Origin of the sequence: Pseudoalteromonas sp. SWYJZ98 (assembly GCF_015864495.1) — a bacterium.
Lineage (GTDB): Bacteria > Pseudomonadota > Gammaproteobacteria > Enterobacterales > Alteromonadaceae > Pseudoalteromonas > Pseudoalteromonas distincta.
The window spans coordinates 85322-103709 of the sequence record NZ_JADYXA010000004.1 but is presented as its reverse complement, the minus strand read 5'-3'; the positions used below and the strand labels follow the sequence as shown (position 1 = coordinate 103709).

Sequence of the window (18388 nt, the reverse complement as noted above, 5' to 3'; positions counted from 1 at the left end):
GATGAGTTATCAGGTTCTAGCGAGAAAATGGCGTCCTCAAACCTTTCATGAATTGGTTGGGCAGTCTCATGTTAAGCAAGCGCTTGTAAATGCGCTTACGCAAAATAGACTGCATCACGCTTATTTATTCACTGGAACCCGCGGTGTAGGTAAAACCACCATTGCACGTATTTTTGCTAAAAGCTTAAATTGCGATGAAGGTATATCTGCAAATCCGTGTGGACAATGTAGCAGCTGTTTGGATATAGAAGCAGGGCGCTACATTGACCTACTCGAAATAGATGCGGCTTCTCGTACAAAAGTAGAAGACACTCGCGAAATACTTGATAATGTTCAATATGCACCAACGCGTGGACGTTATAAAGTATACCTAATCGATGAAGTTCACATGCTTTCTAAGCACAGCTTTAACGCGCTTTTAAAAACGCTTGAAGAGCCACCAGAGCATGTGAAATTTTTACTGGCGACCACCGATCCTCAAAAATTACCAGTTACTATATTATCTCGCTGTCTACAATTTAACTTAAATGCCTTGTCGCAAAGTGAAATTAAAACACAGCTTGAACACGTACTTACTCAAGAGCAGCTTAGCTTTGATACCGATGCACTTAGCATTATTTCAAAAGCCGCTGATGGCAGTATGCGTGACGCACTTAGCTTAACCGACCAAGCTATTGCGCAAACAAATGGTGATATTAATAATCAAGCAGTACAAACAATGCTTGGTTTAATGGATACTCATTATAGCCAAAGCTTGCTTGCAGCATTACTTGCACAAGATGGCGCTGCGCTAATGGATGAGATTGCGCAGGTAGCAAGTCGTAATCCTAATTATGTGGCATTGCTTGATGATTTAATTGGACTTACGCATTTGACTCAACTAACCCAGTTAGTACCTGAAGCGGCAGGGCTAGATGAAAAAAATGTAGATTATATTGCTCATGTTGCACAACATACGAGCCCACAACAAATTCAAATTTATTATCAGTTACTGTTAAATGGTAAAAAAGATTTACAATGGGCACCAGAGCCTCGCTTAGGTTTTGAAATGATAATGCTAAGATTATTAGCATTTAAGCCTTCAGATGTGCAACAAACTGTACACACAGCAAACGAAGAGGCGGCCCCAAATAAACAAGGCCGCGCAAATGCACTGCGAGATATATTAAATAAAAATAAAACATCGCAAAGCACCGTAGTAGGCCAAAGCAGTACTCCAGTAAATAATATTAAGCCAGTTAGCAATGCAGAGCAGCCTAAAGCCGTCGAGATAGAGCCTTCAGCTAACGCTGCCGCTCAGTCATCAAATAATGAAGTTGTGCAAAGTAATAATGAGCCTGCCCAAGTTGCAGTAGAGCAACCGGTTCAACAAAGTGAAAACGCTTCAAAGCAACAGGCTTTAGCTAAAGAGCAACCACAAACCAATGTTGTTTCAGATGCTCAAGCCCAGCGACAAAGTGAGGATGAAGCTTATATGCTCCATAGTGATGCTGAACAAACGCTGGCCTCGCAATTTGACGATATAATGAGTAGCGCTGTAGATCAGGGTTTTAAACCTGCACCTACTGCAAACTCAGAGTCTTCACCAGAGCCCTTAACAAATCACAATGCAAGTACGCCAATAGCTGAACAAGAAGCGCAGGCGCAATCTGCCATTGCTCGTATTTTACGTGACAGAAACATATCCGGTGCGGGTAGGTTATCAAGCAAGAGTACAAGTACCTCTGCAGATAATGTAGCAGCGCAGCCAAACCAAGCGGCCGCTAAAAAGCCAGAACACCACCCAAGAATGCCTAAAGCTCAAAGTGTTCACCAAGATAGTACCGCTGAAAATACAAACGAGCTCAACAGCGTTTCAAGCATTGCACCTAGCGATCCCCCACCTTGGGTGAATGATAGTGCAGGTGCAAGTGAAAAAAAGCATGAGCTCCCACTAACAGGGAGCGAAAGCCAGGCACATGGTCACGCTAATACAAAACCAGCACGAAAAGTTGATTTTAAAGAAAAGCATCAAACAATTACCGAAAATCTAGCGCCAGAGCTACTTGAGCAAATAAACCCTCAAAAAGTACCTGAAGCAGCGCCCGAGGAAATTAGCATTCCCGTGCCTGATGATTTTCAAAGTCCAATTAGTGAAATTAGATTTGCACATCAACAAGATGAATGGGCTTATTTAATTAAACGTATGGGACTGGGTGGTCGTATGCGCCAATTTGCGTTGCATTCAATATTTACCAAGCAAGGCAACAGCTTACATATAGACGTTGATGAATCACAAAAGCATTTAGATACACCGATGCTTCGCCAAAGATTAGATGCCGCATTGTCGAGTATTTATGAGCATAACGTGTCGTTAAGTATTAATTTTGCTAAGGGAGTTATTGATTCTCCTTATCTTATTCAGCAAAAAATAGATGCAGGACGTCATCAACAAGCAATCGATGTGATCACATCGGATGAAAACATAGTACAATTTCAGCAAGTATTTAGCGCCGAAATTGACGAAAACAGTATTCAGGCATTGTAATTACTTACAATCGCCCTTATGTTCATGTTAATTAATGTATTAAAAGAAAGAGAGAAAGTTATGTTTAAAGGTGGAATGGGCAACATGATGAAGCAAGCGCAGCAAATGCAAGATCGCATGCAAAAAGCCCAAGACGAAATCGCAACTCTTGAAGTTGTTGGTGAAGCCGGTGCAGGTTTAGTTAAAGTAACTATGCTTGGTAACCACAATGTACGTCGTGTTCAGCTTGATGAAAGCTTGATGGAAGACGACAAAGACATGATTGAAGACTTACTTGCAGCAGCATGTAACGATGCTGTTCGCCGTGTTGCAGAAGAAACACAAGAGCGTATGGGTAAAGTAACTGGCGGTATGCAATTACCACCAGGTATGAAAATGCCGTTTTAAGTAAATAATGCAACTTTCAGATAGTTTAAATCAGCTTATAGAAGCACTGCGCTGTCAACCGGGCATTGGTCCAAAGTCAGCGCAACGTATTGCTTTTCACCTGCTTGAGCGCGACCGAAAGGGAGGCACTCAGCTGGGCAATGCACTCACTAAAGCAATGACAGCCATAGGGCACTGTCAGTCTTGTCGTACTTTTTGCGAACAAGCTCAGTGCGATATTTGTTTAAGTACAAAACGCCAAGACAGCGGTATATTATGTGTTGTTGAATCGCCGACTGACGTACTTGCCATCGAGCAAACAGGTCAGTATTTAGGTCTATACTTTGTATTAATGGGTCACTTATCGCCAATAGACGGTATTGGTCCTAAAGAGATTGGCTTAGATGTTTTAGAGCAAAAGCTTGCTCAAGGCGATATTAATGAGGTTATTTTAGCGACTAACCCTACCGTTGAAGGCGATACTACCGCACATTATATTGCTCAGCTTTGTCATAAATACAAAGTAGGCGCTTCACGTATTGCCCATGGTATTCCTGTGGGAGGTGAGCTTGATTTAGTAGATGGTAGAACACTTATGCATGCCTTTAGCGGCAGGCGCCTAGTTACTCAAGACTAGCTCTAAGTCACTATTTGAAAACAAATTACAAAAGCCTACATGATTAAATCATGTAGGCTTTTTCGTTTTTAAGGTAAGCTTAAAAACAATCTAATATATTTTTGGGCTATGTCTCTAATTAGTAAGGAATACAATGAAAGATAACCAACCCTATCAAAGTGCATTACTCGGTAGTAAGCGTTTTTTACCGCTTTTTATTACGCAGTTTTTCTCAGCGATAAACGATAACGTGTATAAGCAATCAGTGCTTATTCTATTAATATTTCAGGCTGCAACACTTGCAGATGGCGCACTTTATTCAAATATTGCTGCTGGGTTATTTATTCTTCCATTCTTTTTATTTTCAGGGATGGCAGGGCAGCTTGCAGAAAAAACAGAAAAATCAAAATTGATTAGAATCGTAAAACTATGTGAAATCCCTATTATGGTTGTAGGAGCAGTTTCTATTTTAACGCAGTATGTGTGGCTAATGTTAGCCACCGTATTTTTAATGGGCGTGCAAAGTACGTTTTTTGGTCCATTAAAATATTCTATTTTACCGCAGCACGTAGCACCTAATGAATTAACAAAAGCGAATGGTTTGGTTGAATCAGGCACGTTTGTGGCCATACTAATGGGTACAATTTTTGGCACTTATTATATTACTCAATCAGTAGGGCCTACGCTTATAAGTATTGCAGTATTAGTCTTGGCCGTGATGGGTTATGTGAGCAGTCGCTTTATACCCACTAGTGAAGCAAACGAGCCTAACTTAAAATTTACCTATAATATATTTTCATCCACAAAAAACGTATTTTCAGCACTTAATTCGCAAACAGAATCGGTTGGTAAATCAGTCCTTGGGATCAGTTGGTTTTGGTTAATTGGCGCCATCGTTTTAACGTCCCTACCAAATTATGTAAAACACACAATGGGTGGTGATGGACTGGTTGTAACTAGCGCACTGGTTGTGTTTTCACTAAGTATTGCTATTGGTTCGTTACTGTGTGAAAAGCTTTCTCGCTCTCGAATAGAATTAGGAATTGTGCCTTTTGGCGCTATCTTAATTACCTTGTTTTTATACTTACTGAGCCAAGAGCCAGCCATTAGCTCTTATTTACCTCAACACCCTGAGTTAATGACGCTTCAGGAGCTATTAAAAACAGGCGATATGGTGTGGCACTTTGTATGGATGGCAGGCATTGGTATTGGTTCTGGTTTTTACACTGTACCGCTGTATGCGCTTATTCAACAGCGTACTGAAGAGTCGAGTCGCTCACGAGTTATAGCGGCTAACAATGTATTAAATGCACTGTTTATGGTGGGCAGTGCTGTTTTAAGTATTGTAACGCTGTCTGTTTTTCAGTGGAGTATTTCAGAGTTGCTACTGTTACTTGCTGGGCTAAACTTACTTATCTCTGTTTATATTTATACCAAAGTACCAGAGTTCTTTTTACGATTTATTATATATATTTTAGCTATTTGTATGTACAGAGTGCGTACAAAAGGTGAAAGTAATATACCTGATGCAGGCGCTGCGGTTGTCGTGTGTAATCATGTCAGCTTTGTTGATTGGATGTTTATTTTAGCCGCATCACCAAGGCCTATCCGGTTTATGGTATTTGCCCCTATTTATTATTCACCGGCCCTACATTGGTTATTTAAAATGGCTAAGGCTATTCCCATTAACAGTGAAAAAACCAACCCAGAAGCGTTTAAAAAAGCCTTTGATGAAGTGGCTGCTGCGCTTAATAAAGGCGAACTTGTTGGTATTTTCCCTGAAGGAAAACTAACCAGTGACGGCTCAGTGGATATTTTTCGCCGTGGAATCGAGCGCATTATTGAGCGCTCACCTGTGCCCGTTATTCCTGTGCACTTAGGTGGTTTATGGGGCAGCATGTTTAGCCGTAAAGCTAAATGGCAATTACCTCGATTAAAATGGTCTTTGGTGTCGGTTGCAGTTGGTGCCCCGATTGCTGCTGATAAAGTAGTAGCAGATGATTTACGTGAAAAAGTATTGGCTTTAAAAGCGCTTCATTCAAAAGATAGTGACTAATTTAATGATTAACTTAATGGCTAACTCAACATCGCAAACACCTTCAGAACAACCCCTTATAGTTGATGATTTTTTAGCCCCTAAGTGCGACGGGTTTATTGAAATATTATATCAAGATGATGATATTTTACTGATCAATAAACCCAGTGGACTATTAAGCTTATCAGGTAAAAATCCGCTTAATTGGGACTCAGTGCATTACCGCTTAGTAAATGGTCAAAAGGGCTTAACAGCTGCATTCGCAGAGGCTAAGTTACCGCATCGGCTAGATTTGGGCACATCGGGCATTATGATTGTTGGATTAAACGCGATTGCGTCAAAGCACCTTAATAAGCAATTTCAGGCACGCACTATTCAAAAGCGTTATGTTGCCATGTTAGAGGGATGCTTGGCTGTTGATGAAGGGCAAATTACTGCGCCAATTGCAAAAGATAAACTGCTTTTTCCGCGTGTTAAAATTTGCCAGTCGACAGGTAAAACAGCGGTGAGTGAATATAAAGTACTTGAGCGGCTCAGGCAGCCGTGCAGAACCTTAGTGCAATTTACACCTATTACTGGGCGTACTCACCAATTAAGGATACACAGCCAGTTTATAGGGCATCCAATTTTAGGCTGTGATTTATATAAAAGTGCGCAAAGTGAACATATGGCAGGGCGGTTACAATTACATGCCAGCGATTTATATTTTGAGCACCCCAGCAGCGGCGAGAGAATCCATATTAACAGCCCGCATTCGTTTTAAACAAATTAATGGTTCTTTGTTTTCGTTTCACCTTTTTTAAATTTTTCCCTTGAAGTTCTAACACCTCACCCCATATTAAGTGCATAACGCAGACACTTTGCAAATTGGAGATATATAAATGACTGCAGCACAAAAAGAAACATTAGGCTTTCAAACAGAAGTAAAACAATTATTAAACTTAATGATTCATTCTCTTTATTCTAATAAAGAAATATTTTTACGTGAGCTTGTGTCAAATGCATCAGACGCAGCAGACAAGTTACGCTTTTTAGCATTATCTCAAGGTGACCTTTACCAAGGTGATGCCGATTTACGTGTTCGTATTAGTGCAGATAAAGAAGCAAATACAATTACCATTTCAGATAATGGTATTGGTATGACGCGCGATGAAATCATTAGCTCATTAGGTACTATTGCAAAGTCGGGTACTGCTGAGTTTTTCAAAAACTTAACGGGTGATCAAAGTAAAGATTCACAGTTAATTGGTCAATTCGGTGTTGGTTTTTACTCAGCATTTATTGTTGCTGATTTAGTCACTGTTCGTACACGTAAAGCCGGTGAAACAACCGCTTATGAGTGGGAATCTCAAGGTGAAGGCGAATACACACTTCAAGAAATTGAAAAAGAAGGCCGTGGTACCGACATTATTTTACATCTTCGCGATGAAGAAAAAGAATTTGCTGATGACTGGCGCCTACGTAGTATCGTTACTAAATACTCTGATCACATCTCAACGCCAGTACAAATGTTTAAAGCAGAAGTGCCAGAATCTGAAGGTGAAGACGGCGAAAAAATTCCAGCAGTATCAGGTGAGTGGGAAAGCATTAACCGCGCGACTGCATTGTGGACACGCGATAAATCAGAGCTTTCTGATGATGAATACAAAGAGTTTTACAAGCATGTAAGCCATGATTGGGAAGATCCTCTTAGCTGGGCACATAATAAGGTTGAAGGTAAAACTGAATACACTAGCCTTTTATATATTCCTAAAAAAGCACCTTTCGACTTATGGAACCGTGAACGTCAAAGTGGTTTAAAACTTTACGTACAACGTGTGTTTGTAATGGATGATGCTGAGCAATTCATGCCAAGCTACCTTCGCTTTGTAAAAGGCTTACTAGATTCAAACGATTTACCACTGAACGTATCTCGTGAAATTCTACAAGACAACAAAGTAACGCAAGCTATTCGTAAAGGGTGTACATCGCGTATTATTAAAATGCTTGAGCGTATGGCTAAAAACAAAGCTGACGATTACCAAGTATTTTGGAATGAGTTTGGTCAAGTAATGAAAGAAGGCCCAGCTGAAGATGCTGCAAATAAAGAAGCTATTTGTAAGCTACTTCGTTTTTCTTCGACACACACTGACTCAGAAACACAAGATGTGTCGCTTGAGCAATATGTTGAACGCATGAACGAAGGCCAAGACAAAATTTACTACGTAGTAGCTGATACATTCACCGCTGCGAAAAACTCACCGCATTTAGAGATTTTCCGCAAAAAAGGCATTGAAGTATTACTATTAAGTGACCGTGTTGACGAGTGGATGATGAGCCACCTAACTGAATTTGCTGATAAGCAACTACAGTCAATCACACGTGGTGACTTAGATTTAGGTAAGCTTGACGACGAAGAAACTAAAAAAGCGCAAGAAGAGTCTGAAAAAGAAATGGCTGGGCTTGTTGAGCGCATTAAAACAGCACTAGGTGAAGATGTTAAAGAAGTGCGCTTTACGCACCGCTTAACAGATTCTCCAGCATGTGTTGTAAGCGACGACAACGACATGAGCTCACAAATGCAAAAGCTAATGGAGTCTGTTGGTCAAGCAGCGCCAGAAGCTAAACCTGTATTTGAGCTAAACCCAGAGCACCAACTTGTTAAGCACTTAAATGATGAACAAGATGAAGATAAGTTTGCGCAGTGGTCACACGTTTTACTAGATCAAGCACTACTTGCAGAGCGCGGTACACTTAAAGATCCAACAGGATTTGTTACTCGCTTAAATAAATTGATGCTTGAACTAAGTAAATAAGCAAGTAGCTATTTACTCAGTTAATAAAGTATAAATTATGTACTTTAAATAAAAGGGAACGTCAGTTCCCTTTTTTAATGCCCTGTAAACAGCCCAACAGCTCATCAATTAGTATAAGTTGCTTGAGTATCGGCGGCGCTTGTGGAAGAATTCAGGCTTTAAAATAAATATCCATACTAGGGGACAATAATATGCGCATTATTCTTTTGGGCGCGCCGGGTGCAGGTAAAGGTACTCAAGCTCAGTTTTTAATGGACAAATACGGTATTCCACAAATTTCTACTGGCGATATGTTACGTGCAGCAATTAAAGAAGGCACGCCACTGGGTCTAGAAGCAAAAAAAGTAATGGATGCTGGTCAACTAATTTCTGACGATATTATTATTGGTTTAGTTAAAGAGCGTATTACTAAAGCGGATTGTGAGAAAGGTTTTTTACTTGATGGCTTCCCGCGTACAATCCCGCAAGCGGATGCAATGAAAGAAAATGGCGTGGTGGTTGATCACGTTATTGAATTTGACGTGGCTGATGAAGTCATTGTTGAGCGTATGGGCGGACGTCGCGTTCATCCTGGTTCTGGTCGTGTTTACCACGTTGTTTATAATCCACCAAAAGTGGAAGGTAAAGACAACGAAACTGGCGAAGATTTAATTGTTCGCGCTGATGATACTGAAGAAACAGTACGTAAACGTTTAGGTATTTACCATGAGCAAACTATGCCATTGGTTGATTACTATCAAGCAGAAGCGGCTGCTGGTAATACTCAATACCATAAACTAGATGGTACACAAGCTGTTGAAACTGTCAGCCAACAACTTGGTGAACTTTTAGGTTAATTATAAAAGCACATTAAAAAACCGCCAATTGGCGGTTTTTTGTTTTAAGGGATTTAGCATTGCTTAATTAGTGCTACTTAATGGACTTTACAATGTTTTAAGTTTTTCAATTACGCTGTTGTATTCAGGTTCAGTTGAAAGGCTACTAACTAACTGTTTATAAATGACGTTATGGCTTTCATCTAAAATAAAGACTGTTCGCGTCAGTAAGCCCATATCTTTAATAATCAATCCGTATTTCTGACCAAAATCACGCCAAACAGAATCTGATAACGAAGTGATTTTATCGATATTTTCAGCTTTGCAAAAACGCTTTTGAGCAAATGGTAAATCAGCACTAATTGTTAGCATAACTACACTTGGGAATTGTGAGGCTACTTTTTCATTAAAGTGCTTAGTTTGCAGGCTACAAATGCCGGTATCTAGGCTGGGTACTACACTTATTAATACAGCTTGGCCTTTATAATCCTCAAGTGTCACTGGAATAAAGTTGTCATCAACAACTTTAAAGTTTGGCGCACTATCTCCAATTGAGATACCTTGACCTAATAAAGTGACTGGTTTGCCTTGTGCGGATACTTTTCCTGCATCAAGTGTGTTTTCTGGATAGTCGGCTGCAATAGCCACAGAACAAAATGCATTCAAAGCAAAGGCAAGTGAACGTAACATAAGGTATTTCCTTTTAAATTAACGCAATGGGCGTCAGTGTATTATACTGCGCTATAGTAACCAAGTGATTAAACCTGCTAATAGAGTAGGTATAAGCTCTGCGATATAAAAATTGTAACTGGGCTAAACTTTGATTAACATGGAGTTACAAAAGATATCTTTAATAATAAAAATAAAAACCTTTATACAATGATTTTAATGCTCATGACGGGTTTAGAAATAGAGAGATAATATGTCAACATCAGTATTAATATGTGATGACTCAAAATTAGCTAGGCGTCAGTTAGCTCGTTCATTACCTGAAGATTGGGACATTAAAGTTGAATTTGCACTTGACGGCGTTGACTGCATAAAGCAAATAAAATTAATTGAACCAGAGATACTTTTTCTCGATTTAAACATGCCAGAAATGGATGGCTATGAAGTATTAATAGCTATGAAAGAACAAGGGCTTAATATACTTACTGTTGTTGTCTCTGGTGATATACAACCAAGTGCACACCAAAGAGTGCTTGAGCTGGGTGCTATCGATTTTATTCAAAAGCCATGTTCCCCAGAAAAACTAGCCAGCATAATTGAACACCATGGAATTAAAGACAAAGCCATGCGTGAACGTTTCTCTCATTCATTAGGAGAGCAAGTTGACCCTGATGTACGTGACATATACCAAGAGCTCACTAACGTTGCTATGGGCCAAGCAGGGGATTTACTTGCACGTCTGCTTAATGTGTTTGTAAAGCTTCCAATTCCGAATGTAAATATTTTAGAAGTTAACGAACTCGATATGGCGCTGCAGTCTATAGATAATAACGCAGCTACATCGGGTGTGTGCCAGGGCTTTATTGGCGGTGGTATTTCGGGCGAGGCGCTATTACTTTTAAATGATTCAAGCTTTAAAGAAATAGCTTCTTTGATGAACTATGACGGCGAGTTAAACGATAAAGTTGAACTTGAGCTGCTTATGGATATTAGTAATATTTTGATAGGCGCTATTTTAACGGGTCTTTCAAAACAGCTCGATATGTCATTTAGTCAAGGGCACCCGATTGTACTTGGCCAACACAGAGATGTATCTGAGTTGGTTAAATCAAACAAGTCACGTTGGCAACGCACCCTTGCAATAGAGATTAGTTACGGTATTGAAAACCATGATATAAATTGCGACCTCATGCTGTTATTTACTGAAGATTCACTTAAAACTTTGAAATACAAAGTTGCTTACCTATTAGAAGATTAAGTTATGGCCGCTGATTTAGAAATGAATGAGATCCATTGGTTAATGGATATGTTTAATACCGTTGATGTAGGCCTTGTGGTACTCGATAGGGATTATAAGGTGTGTGTATGGAATGGTTTTATGGAAAACCATTCAGGGCTTCTACCAAGCGCAGTAAAAGATAAAGATCTATTTGATTTATTTCCTGCAATAGACGAAAAATGGTTTAGAAGTAAATCAGAATCGGTTTTTGTTTTAAAAAACCGCTCTTTTACTATTTGGGAGCAGCAGCCATACATTTTTAGATTTAAAAATTATCGACCTATTACTGGTAAAGCTGATTACATGTATCAAAATGCGACATTCATCCCTCTTACTAATACGATGGGTGAAGTTAGCCATATTTGTATTATTTTGTATGATGTAACAGATGTCGCGGTAAATAAAAAAGAGCTTGAAGAGTTAAATAAAAAATTAGAACAAGTAAGTCAAACAGATAGTTTAACGCAGCTTGCAAATCGTGGGCATTGGGAAGGTACGCTACGCCAAGAGTTTTTGAGAGTTAAGCGAAGTGGTAGCTGTAGTACATTATTAATGTTTGATATTGATCACTTTAAAAAAATAAATGATGAATATGGGCATAGTTGCGGCGATGAAGCGCTCCGTCATCTATCAAACTTATTACGTACAACGCTACGCGAAACAGATATAGCTGGCCGTTACGGTGGTGAAGAGTTTGTAGTAACTTTACTTGATACTGATCAAGAGGGGGCGACTATATTTGCTGAACGTTTAAGAGTACATATAGAGTCAAATCCAGTTAAGTATAAACATTTTGAAATAAAAATGACGGTGAGCATCGGCTTTGCTGGCAATAGTAATGATTTTAAAAATCATGAGCGTTGGATAGAAGCTGCCGATAAAGCGTTATATCACTCAAAAAATACAGGCCGAAACAAGGTGACAGCCTATACAGATATAAAAAATGACGCTTAAGCGTCATTTTTTATATCTAGAATTTAGGAGTAAACAATACTGTATTTGTATAGTTTGATGAGCCAATCCAATCAGTATGGAAACCAATCAATATGAAAAGCCTTATTGTCCCTTACTATTGTGTTGTATGGCGAGAGTCATCGACTGGACACTGACCAATTATAGAGTCTTCACCAGAACTTGACTCCTGTTCTAGTTTTACTTTAAAGCCCCATAGCCTATAAAGATGCTTGAGTACTTCTTCGTGCGAGTTTGCTAAAGGAATATTGTTATGAGGCACATAGCGTAGGGTTAGCGAACGGTCACCTCTAATATCAACATCATACACTTGAATGTTAGGCTCATGATTACTTAAATTGTACTGCGCTGAGAGTGCTTCTCTCACTGCCTTATAGCCGTTGTCGTTATGTATTGCGCCAATCTCTAAATGGGGATTATTAGTATGGTCAATAATAGTAAATAATTTAAAATCACGAATTAACTTAGGCGATAAAAACTGGCTAATAAAACTCTCATCTTTAAAGTTTTCCATTGCAAAATGCAGTGTATATAGCCAGTTACTACCTGCATATTCAGGAAACCAGCGTTTATCTTCTTCAGTTGGGTGTTCACATATTCTGCGAATATCAACCATCATATTAAAGCCTAAAGCATATGGGTTAATGCCTGAATAATATTTACTGTTATAAGGTGGCTGACAAACTACGTTGGTGTGGCTTTGTAGAAACTCTAACATGAAAGAGTCGGTGAGCTTTCCCTCATCATATAAGTGATTAAGGATGGTGTAATGCCAAAAAGTTGCCCAGCCTTCGTTCATTACTTGAGTTTGTTTTTGTGGGTAAAAGTATTGCGAAATTTTACGAACAATACGTATCACTTCACGTTGCCAAGAGTCCAGTAATGGGGCATTTTTTTCAATAAAATACAAAATATTTTCTTGAGGTTCAGAAGGGAAATGGCGGACTTTCTTTTTGGTTTCTTGCTGTTGCTCAGGAATAGTTCGCCATAATTCGTTTACTTGCGATTGAAGGTAGTCTTCGCGCTCTTGTTGGCGTTTTTGCTCTTCAAATAGCGATATTTGTTGTGGACGTTTGTAGCGATCGACCCCGTAATTCATTAATGCATGACATGAGTCGAGAAGGGCTTCTACTTGTGTAATACCATGCTTTTCTTCACAGCGGCTTATGTAGTTTTTAGCAAATACCAAGTAATCAATAATTGAACCTGCATCGGTCCAGGTTTTAAATAAGTAATTACCTTTAAAAAATGAGTTATGTCCGTAACACGCATGTGCCATTACAAGCGCTTGCATAGGTAGGGTGTTTTCTTCCATTAAGTACGCAATACAAGGGTCTGAATTTATCACTATTTCGTACGCGAGACCCATTTGTCCGCGCTTATAATTTTGCTCTGTTTGAATGAACTTTTTACCGTACGACCAATGACTGTAGCCAATAGGCATACCAACACTTGAGTAAGCATCCATCATTTGCTCTGCGGTTATCACTTCAATTTGATTAGGGTAGGTGTCTAACCTATAGTGAGCTGCAACACGAGCAATTTCACCTTGGTACTCATCTAATAAATTAAAGGTCCAATCTGGGCCATCACTCAATCGTTTATCATTCATAATGCTACCTCGCTTTAGGCTATGCAGAGTTTTGCTGTTGACGACCTTTTTTAAATAGCTCCCTGAAAATTGGGTAGATATCTTCAACGCTTTGAATATGCTGTATGGCGAAATTATTATGGCTGTGTGTTATAGATTCATATTCGCGCCATAGGCTTTGATGAGCACGAGTGGTTATTTCAATATAAGCAAAATAACGTACTGCGCTTAAGAGCTTATTACGTAAAATTTCACCACACTGCGGGGTGTCGTCCGCCCAGTTATCGCCATCAGAGGCTTGTGCGGCGTATACATTCCACTCATTTGCGTGATAACGCTCTTTTATTATTTCGTTCATTAATTTAAGAGCGCTTGAAACAATAGTGCCGCCAGTTTCTTGAGAATAAAAAAACTCTTGCTCGTCTACTTCTTTTGCTTGTGTGTGGTGGCGAATATAAACAACTTCTATGTCTTTATAGCTGCGTGTTAAAAATTGATAGAGCAAAATATAAAAACGCTTTGCCATGTCTTTTGTTGGCTGATCCATTGAGCCTGACACATCCATAATACAAAACATCACCGCTTTGCTGGTGGGGTGAGGGCGCTTTTCGTAATTACGAAAACGTAAATCGTAGTTATCAATAAACGGAACCGACTTAATTTGCACTTTTAATGCTGCAATTTCTTTTTGTAATAAAGCAATTGCCGCTTTATCGTTATGTGGACCAGCAAGCAGCAGAGCAAGTTGTTCTTCGAGCTCTTTTAAACGACGTTTTTTACCTGCACTCATTGCCACACGGCGTGCAAGCGAGCCTTGAAGAGAGCGGACAATGTCAATATTACTTGGCATGCCGTCGCTACAAAAACCTGCGCGATGGGTTTTCATTTGCACTAACTTATCAAGCTGGTTCTCTTGTAAGTTAGGAAGTTCTAGATCTTCAAACAGTAAATCAAGGTATTCATCTTTTGATATTGAAAATACAAACTCATCTTGTCCCTCGCCCGAATCGCTGGCGTCACCTTCACCGGCACCACCGCCTTGTCCGCCTTTAGGGCGCTCAATTTTATCACCTGTAGAAAACTGATCGTTACCAGGGTGAATTTGTTCTCTATTCCCGCCTTGCCCTTGATGAAATGTAGGTTCGCTGATATCGCGTTGTGGAATAGAAATACTCTCACCAGAGCTTGAATCGGTAACGCTGCGTTTGTTAATCGCATCTGAAACCGCTTCTTTAATTTGTTTTTTATAGCGCCTAATAAAGCGCTGGCGATTAAGCGTACTTTTATTTTTTCCGTTTAAACGCCTATCTATAAAATGCGCCATATTGACCTCCTATATACTACGACTATGAAGGTTATTGCGATTTTCTAACCCGTAAATACCACTCAGAAAGCAAGCGAACTTGTTTTTGTGTATAGCCTTTTTCGACCATACGGTTCACAAAGTCTTCGTGCTTTTGCTGATCCTCTGCAGACGTTTTAGTATTAAACGAAATAACAGGGAGTAAATCTTCGGTATTAGAGAACATTTTTTTCTCAATCACCGTGCGTAGTTTTTCGTAGCTTGTCCATAGTGGGTTTTTACCGTTGTTGTGTGCGCGGGCACGCAGTACAAAGTTCACTATTTCATTACGAAAATCTTTAGGATTAGAAATACCCGCTGGCTTTTCTATTTTTTCAAGTTCAGCGTTTAGCGCTGCGCGGTCAAATAGTTGTCCTGTATCGGGGTCTCTATATTCTTGGTCTTGTATCCAAAAATCTGCATAAATAACATAACGGTCAAAAATATTTTGTCCATATTCCGAATACGATTCTAAATAAGCGGTTTGCAGTTCTTTACCTATAAACTCGACATATTGTGGAATTAAATAGCCTTTTAAAAAGCTTAAATAACGCTCTTCTATTTCACTTGAAAATTGCTCGCGCTCTATCTGTTGCTCAAGCACATAGAACAAATGCACCGGATTTGCAGCAACCTCAGTGGTATCAAAGTTAAACACTCGGGACAAAATTTTAAACGCAAAGCGCGTAGAGAGCCCCGTCATACCTTCATCAACCCCTGCGTAATCACGATACTCTTGATACGATTTTGCTTTAGGGTCGGTATCTTTTAGGGTCTCGCCATCGTATACCCGCATTTTAGAATAGATACTTGAATTTTCTGGCTCTTTTAAACGTGATAGCGTCGTAAATTGCGCCAATGTTTTAAGTGTACCCGGTGCACATGGCGCGTTGTATAGCTCGCTGTGCTCAAGTAATTTGTCGTAAATTTTAATTTCTTCAGTTACACGTAAGCAATAAGGGACTTTTACAATATAAACACGGTCTAAAAATGCTTCGTTGTTTTTATTGTTTTTAAAGGTTTGCCACTCAGACTCATTAGAGTGAGCGAGGATCATGCCATTAAAGGGCAGGGCACTAATGCCTTCTGTGCCGTTATAGTTACCTTCTTGGGTGGCGGTAAGTAAAGGATGCAGCACTTTAATAGGCGCTTTAAACATTTCTACAAATTCCATCAGCCCTTGGTTAGCTAAACATAAAGAGCCAGAGTAGGCGTATGCATCAGGATCGTTTTGGGCAAAGTGCTCAAGCTGGCGAATATCGACCTTACCAACCAGTGCTGAAATATCTTGGTTGTTTTCATCTCCTGGTTCGGTTTTGGCAATGCCTATTTGGTTTAAAATAGAAGGGTAGCGTTTAACCACTCTAAACTGGCTTATATCACCATTGAACTCTTTTAAGCGTTTGCCAGCCCAAGGCGACATAATGGTTTTTAAGTAGCGCGGTTTAATACCGCATTCTTTGCTGAGTACGTCTGCATCTTCGATAGGATCAAACAAAGAGAGGGGGTGGTCGTTTACAGGAGACCCTTTAATTGAATAAATAGGCACTTGTTGCATTAAATACTTTAGTTTTTCAGCAATGGATGATTTACCCCCACCAACAGGTCCAAGTAAATAAAGCACTTGTTTGCATTCTTCTAGCCCCTGAGCCGCATGTTTTAAATAAGAGACTATTTGCTCAATGGCGTCTTCCATACCATAAAAATCAGCAAAGGCAGGGTAGCGCGCAACTACTCTATTTGAAAATAATCGACTTAGTCGTGCATCCGTTGCGGTATCTACCATGTGTGGTTCGCCAATTGCCATGAGTAGGCGTTCTGGTGCGCTGGCGTAGGCAGACTTATCGGTTTTACAAATCTCAAGAAATTCAGCGATACTGTATTCTTCTTCCTGTGCCGCTTCGTATCGTGCTTGGTAATGCTCAAAAATCGTCATAATAACCTCCGAAACCCGCTGTAAAAAGGTGCTTACCTTTTAAAGTCTAGTCACGAATGTGTATTTTTGTGCAATAAAATTAAAAATTTAAGTGAAAAAAGATCATGTTACTAAAAGCGTTTTATTAAATGATGAGACGCTTAGGTGTGATAAACAAGAAACAAAAAAAGACGCCTAAGCGTCTTTTTTACATTAGCGTTTAAAGGCTAATTAAGCGAAGTTAGCGTTCGCGAATTCCCAGTTAACAAGCGACCAAAAACCTTTAAGGTAATCTGGACGAACGTTACGGTAATCGATGTAGTAAGCGTGTTCCCATAAATCCACTGTAAGGATTGGAGTAACGCCATCATCAGTTAATGGTGTAGCAGCGTTAGATGTATTAACGATGTCTAGTGAACCATCAGCAAGCTTAACTAACCACGTCCAGCTTGAACCAAAGTTATTTACTGCTTTGTCATTTAATGCATCTTTAAACGCATCAAAAGAACCCCATTTAGCGTTGATTGCATCAGCAACTGCGCCAGTAGGCTCGCCGCCGCCGTTTGGAGATAAGCTGTTCCAGTAAAAAGTATGGTTCCAGATTTGTGCTGCGTTGTTAAATACGCCGCCTTCTGATGAACATACGATCTCTTCTAGAGATTTGTTTTCAAACTCAGTACCAGGGATTAAACCATTAAGCTTAACCACGTATGTGTTGTGGTGTTTGCCATGGTGAAACTCTAGCGTTTCTTTTGAAATATGTGGCTCAAGTGCGTCGATTGCATATGGTAGTGACGGTAGTTCAAATGCCATTTTTTTATCTCCATCTTCTTTGGTTGATAGTCCATTTGGTAATACGTAATGCCTGTTGAAACAGAGCAGTTACCTATACCAAGCGGTAATATAGTGTTACTATAATTGTTGAGTATTTTACTCAAGTTTAAGCAAACAGCAATGCTATTGCGAAAGACTATTTCAATTGCGGCTTTATTTGCCCATTTTAAGTTATATATTTGTGGTCACGATGAGTTATTTTCAAGACCTAAATATATTTAGCTATCGTTACTTTGAGGTTGTAGATGGAAACCATTGATAAAATTAAACAGCAAATTTCAGAAAATCCAATAATCCTTTTCATGAAAGGGTCACCAAAATTACCAAATTGTGGTTTTTCTTCACAAGCATCGCAAGCGTTAATGTCATGTGGTGAACCATTTGCATACGTTGATATTTTACTTAATCCAGACATTCGTGCTGAGCTTCCAGCATACGCAAATTGGCCAACATTCCCACAACTTTGGGTAGATGGCGAATTAGTTGGTGGTTGTGACATTATTATCGAAATGTTTCAACGCGGTGAATTACAACCACTGATTGCAGAAACAGCTGCAAAGCATAAACCTGCAGACGCTGAATAAGTGTTTAGGCTAAAAAAAGCTGCAATTTGCAGCTTTTTTTATGTCTAT

At 39.5% G+C, this 18388-nt stretch carries 15 protein-coding genes; 10 read left to right on the top strand and 5 right to left on the bottom strand.

Annotated elements, in window-relative coordinates; genetic code table 11:
* The first annotated feature begins 1 nt into the window (after window position 1).
* The 7 genes from dnaX to adk all read left to right on the top strand — a co-directional run bounded on the left by dnaX (window position 2) and on the right by adk (window position 9175).
* Window positions 2-2527 (top strand): DNA polymerase III subunit gamma/tau, encoded by a 2526-nt coding sequence (gene dnaX / locus I6F10_RS04580; RefSeq protein WP_165742769.1) that lies wholly within the window; start codon window positions 2-4, stop codon window positions 2525-2527.
* 60 nt (window positions 2528-2587) lie between these two features.
* Entirely contained in the window at window positions 2588-2914 is a 327-nt protein-coding gene (locus I6F10_RS04575) for a YbaB/EbfC family nucleoid-associated protein (RefSeq protein WP_002962306.1), read from the top strand.
* Between the two features lie 7 nt (window positions 2915-2921).
* Window positions 2922-3530, top strand: a complete 609-nt coding sequence (gene recR, locus I6F10_RS04570) for a recombination mediator RecR (RefSeq protein WP_002962308.1) — start codon at window positions 2922-2924, stop codon at window positions 3528-3530.
* A 133-nt stretch (window positions 3531-3663) separates the two neighbouring features.
* Entirely contained in the window at window positions 3664-5565 is a 1902-nt protein-coding gene (locus tag I6F10_RS04565) for an MFS transporter (RefSeq protein ID WP_197098507.1), read from the top strand.
* Window positions 5566-5569: 4 nt separating this feature from the next.
* Window positions 5570-6307, top strand: a complete 738-nt coding sequence (locus I6F10_RS04560) for an RluA family pseudouridine synthase (RefSeq protein ID WP_197098506.1) — start codon at window positions 5570-5572, stop codon at window positions 6305-6307.
* Between the two features lie 118 nt (window positions 6308-6425).
* On the top strand, window positions 6426-8339 hold the full coding sequence (gene htpG, locus I6F10_RS04555) for a molecular chaperone HtpG (protein ID WP_197098505.1): 1914 nt from the start codon (window positions 6426-6428) through the stop codon (window positions 8337-8339).
* Window positions 8340-8530: 191 nt separating this feature from the next.
* Entirely contained in the window at window positions 8531-9175 is a 645-nt protein-coding gene (gene adk, locus I6F10_RS04550; protein ID WP_002962321.1) for an adenylate kinase, read from the top strand.
* An 87-nt stretch (window positions 9176-9262) separates the two neighbouring features.
* Here adk and tpx read toward each other — a convergent pair whose 3' ends face one another.
* Window positions 9263-9844, bottom strand: a complete 582-nt coding sequence (tpx, locus tag I6F10_RS04545; RefSeq protein WP_197098504.1) for a thiol peroxidase — start codon at window positions 9842-9844, stop codon at window positions 9263-9265.
* A 232-nt stretch (window positions 9845-10076) separates the two neighbouring features.
* Here tpx and I6F10_RS04540 point away from each other — a divergent pair, with 232 nt between their 5' ends.
* Window positions 10077-11081: a response regulator gene (locus I6F10_RS04540; RefSeq protein WP_024605320.1), complete on the top strand. Its 1005-nt coding sequence runs from the start codon at window positions 10077-10079 to the stop codon at window positions 11079-11081.
* A gap of 3 nt (window positions 11082-11084) precedes the next feature.
* Window positions 11085-12056, top strand: coding sequence for a sensor domain-containing diguanylate cyclase (locus tag I6F10_RS04535; RefSeq protein ID WP_197098503.1), 972 nt, complete (start codon window positions 11085-11087; stop codon window positions 12054-12056).
* A gap of 115 nt (window positions 12057-12171) precedes the next feature.
* Here the strand turns inward: I6F10_RS04535 and I6F10_RS04530 are convergent, their stop codons facing one another.
* The 4 genes from I6F10_RS04530 to I6F10_RS04515 form a co-directional block, all read right to left on the bottom strand.
* Window positions 12172-13686 (bottom strand): SpoVR family protein, encoded by a 1515-nt coding sequence (locus I6F10_RS04530; protein WP_197098502.1) that lies wholly within the window; start codon window positions 13684-13686, stop codon window positions 12172-12174.
* A gap of 19 nt (window positions 13687-13705) precedes the next feature.
* A complete protein-coding gene (locus I6F10_RS04525; protein ID WP_007375849.1) occupies window positions 13706-14989 on the bottom strand; it encodes a YeaH/YhbH family protein in 1284 nt (427 codons plus the stop codon).
* A gap of 31 nt (window positions 14990-15020) precedes the next feature.
* A complete protein-coding gene (locus I6F10_RS04520) occupies window positions 15021-16943 on the bottom strand; it encodes a PrkA family serine protein kinase (protein ID WP_165742776.1) in 1923 nt (640 codons plus the stop codon).
* Between the two features lie 210 nt (window positions 16944-17153).
* Window positions 17154-17735 (bottom strand): superoxide dismutase, encoded by a 582-nt coding sequence (locus tag I6F10_RS04515; protein WP_002960323.1) that lies wholly within the window; start codon window positions 17733-17735, stop codon window positions 17154-17156.
* Window positions 17736-18001: 266 nt separating this feature from the next.
* On the opposite strand from I6F10_RS04515, the gene I6F10_RS04510 reads away from it, so the two are divergent.
* Entirely contained in the window at window positions 18002-18340 is a 339-nt protein-coding gene (locus I6F10_RS04510; RefSeq protein ID WP_165742777.1) for a Grx4 family monothiol glutaredoxin, read from the top strand.
* Window positions 18341-18388 lie beyond the last annotated feature (48 nt).

Excerpts from the sequence above, each read along its gene's own strand:
- I6F10_RS04510 (WP_165742777.1), top strand. The coding sequence starts at position 18,002 with ATGGAAACCATTGATAAAATTAAACAGCAAATTTCAGAAAATCCAATA.
- I6F10_RS04535 (WP_197098503.1), top strand. The coding sequence starts at position 11,085 with ATGGCCGCTGATTTAGAAATGAATGAGATCCATTGGTTAATGGATATG.
- htpG (WP_197098505.1), top strand. The coding sequence starts at position 6,426 with ATGACTGCAGCACAAAAAGAAACATTAGGCTTTCAAACAGAAGTAAAA.
- dnaX (WP_165742769.1), top strand. The coding sequence starts at position 2 with ATGAGTTATCAGGTTCTAGCGAGAAAATGGCGTCCTCAAACCTTTCAT.
- I6F10_RS04520 (WP_165742776.1), bottom strand. The coding sequence starts at position 16,943 with ATGACGATTTTTGAGCATTACCAAGCACGATACGAAGCGGCACAGGAA.
- tpx (WP_197098504.1), bottom strand. The coding sequence starts at position 9,844 with ATGTTACGTTCACTTGCCTTTGCTTTGAATGCATTTTGTTCTGTGGCT.
- I6F10_RS04530 (WP_197098502.1), bottom strand. The coding sequence starts at position 13,686 with ATGAATGATAAACGATTGAGTGATGGCCCAGATTGGACCTTTAATTTA.
- I6F10_RS04575 (WP_002962306.1), top strand. The coding sequence starts at position 2,588 with ATGTTTAAAGGTGGAATGGGCAACATGATGAAGCAAGCGCAGCAAATG.
- I6F10_RS04565 (WP_197098507.1), top strand. The coding sequence starts at position 3,664 with ATGAAAGATAACCAACCCTATCAAAGTGCATTACTCGGTAGTAAGCGT.
- I6F10_RS04560 (WP_197098506.1), top strand. The coding sequence starts at position 5,570 with ATGATTAACTTAATGGCTAACTCAACATCGCAAACACCTTCAGAACAA.
- I6F10_RS04515 (WP_002960323.1), bottom strand. The coding sequence starts at position 17,735 with ATGGCATTTGAACTACCGTCACTACCATATGCAATCGACGCACTTGAG.
- I6F10_RS04540 (WP_024605320.1), top strand. The coding sequence starts at position 10,077 with ATGTCAACATCAGTATTAATATGTGATGACTCAAAATTAGCTAGGCGT.
- recR (WP_002962308.1), top strand. The coding sequence starts at position 2,922 with ATGCAACTTTCAGATAGTTTAAATCAGCTTATAGAAGCACTGCGCTGT.
- adk (WP_002962321.1), top strand. The coding sequence starts at position 8,531 with ATGCGCATTATTCTTTTGGGCGCGCCGGGTGCAGGTAAAGGTACTCAA.
- I6F10_RS04525 (WP_007375849.1), bottom strand. The coding sequence starts at position 14,989 with ATGGCGCATTTTATAGATAGGCGTTTAAACGGAAAAAATAAAAGTACG.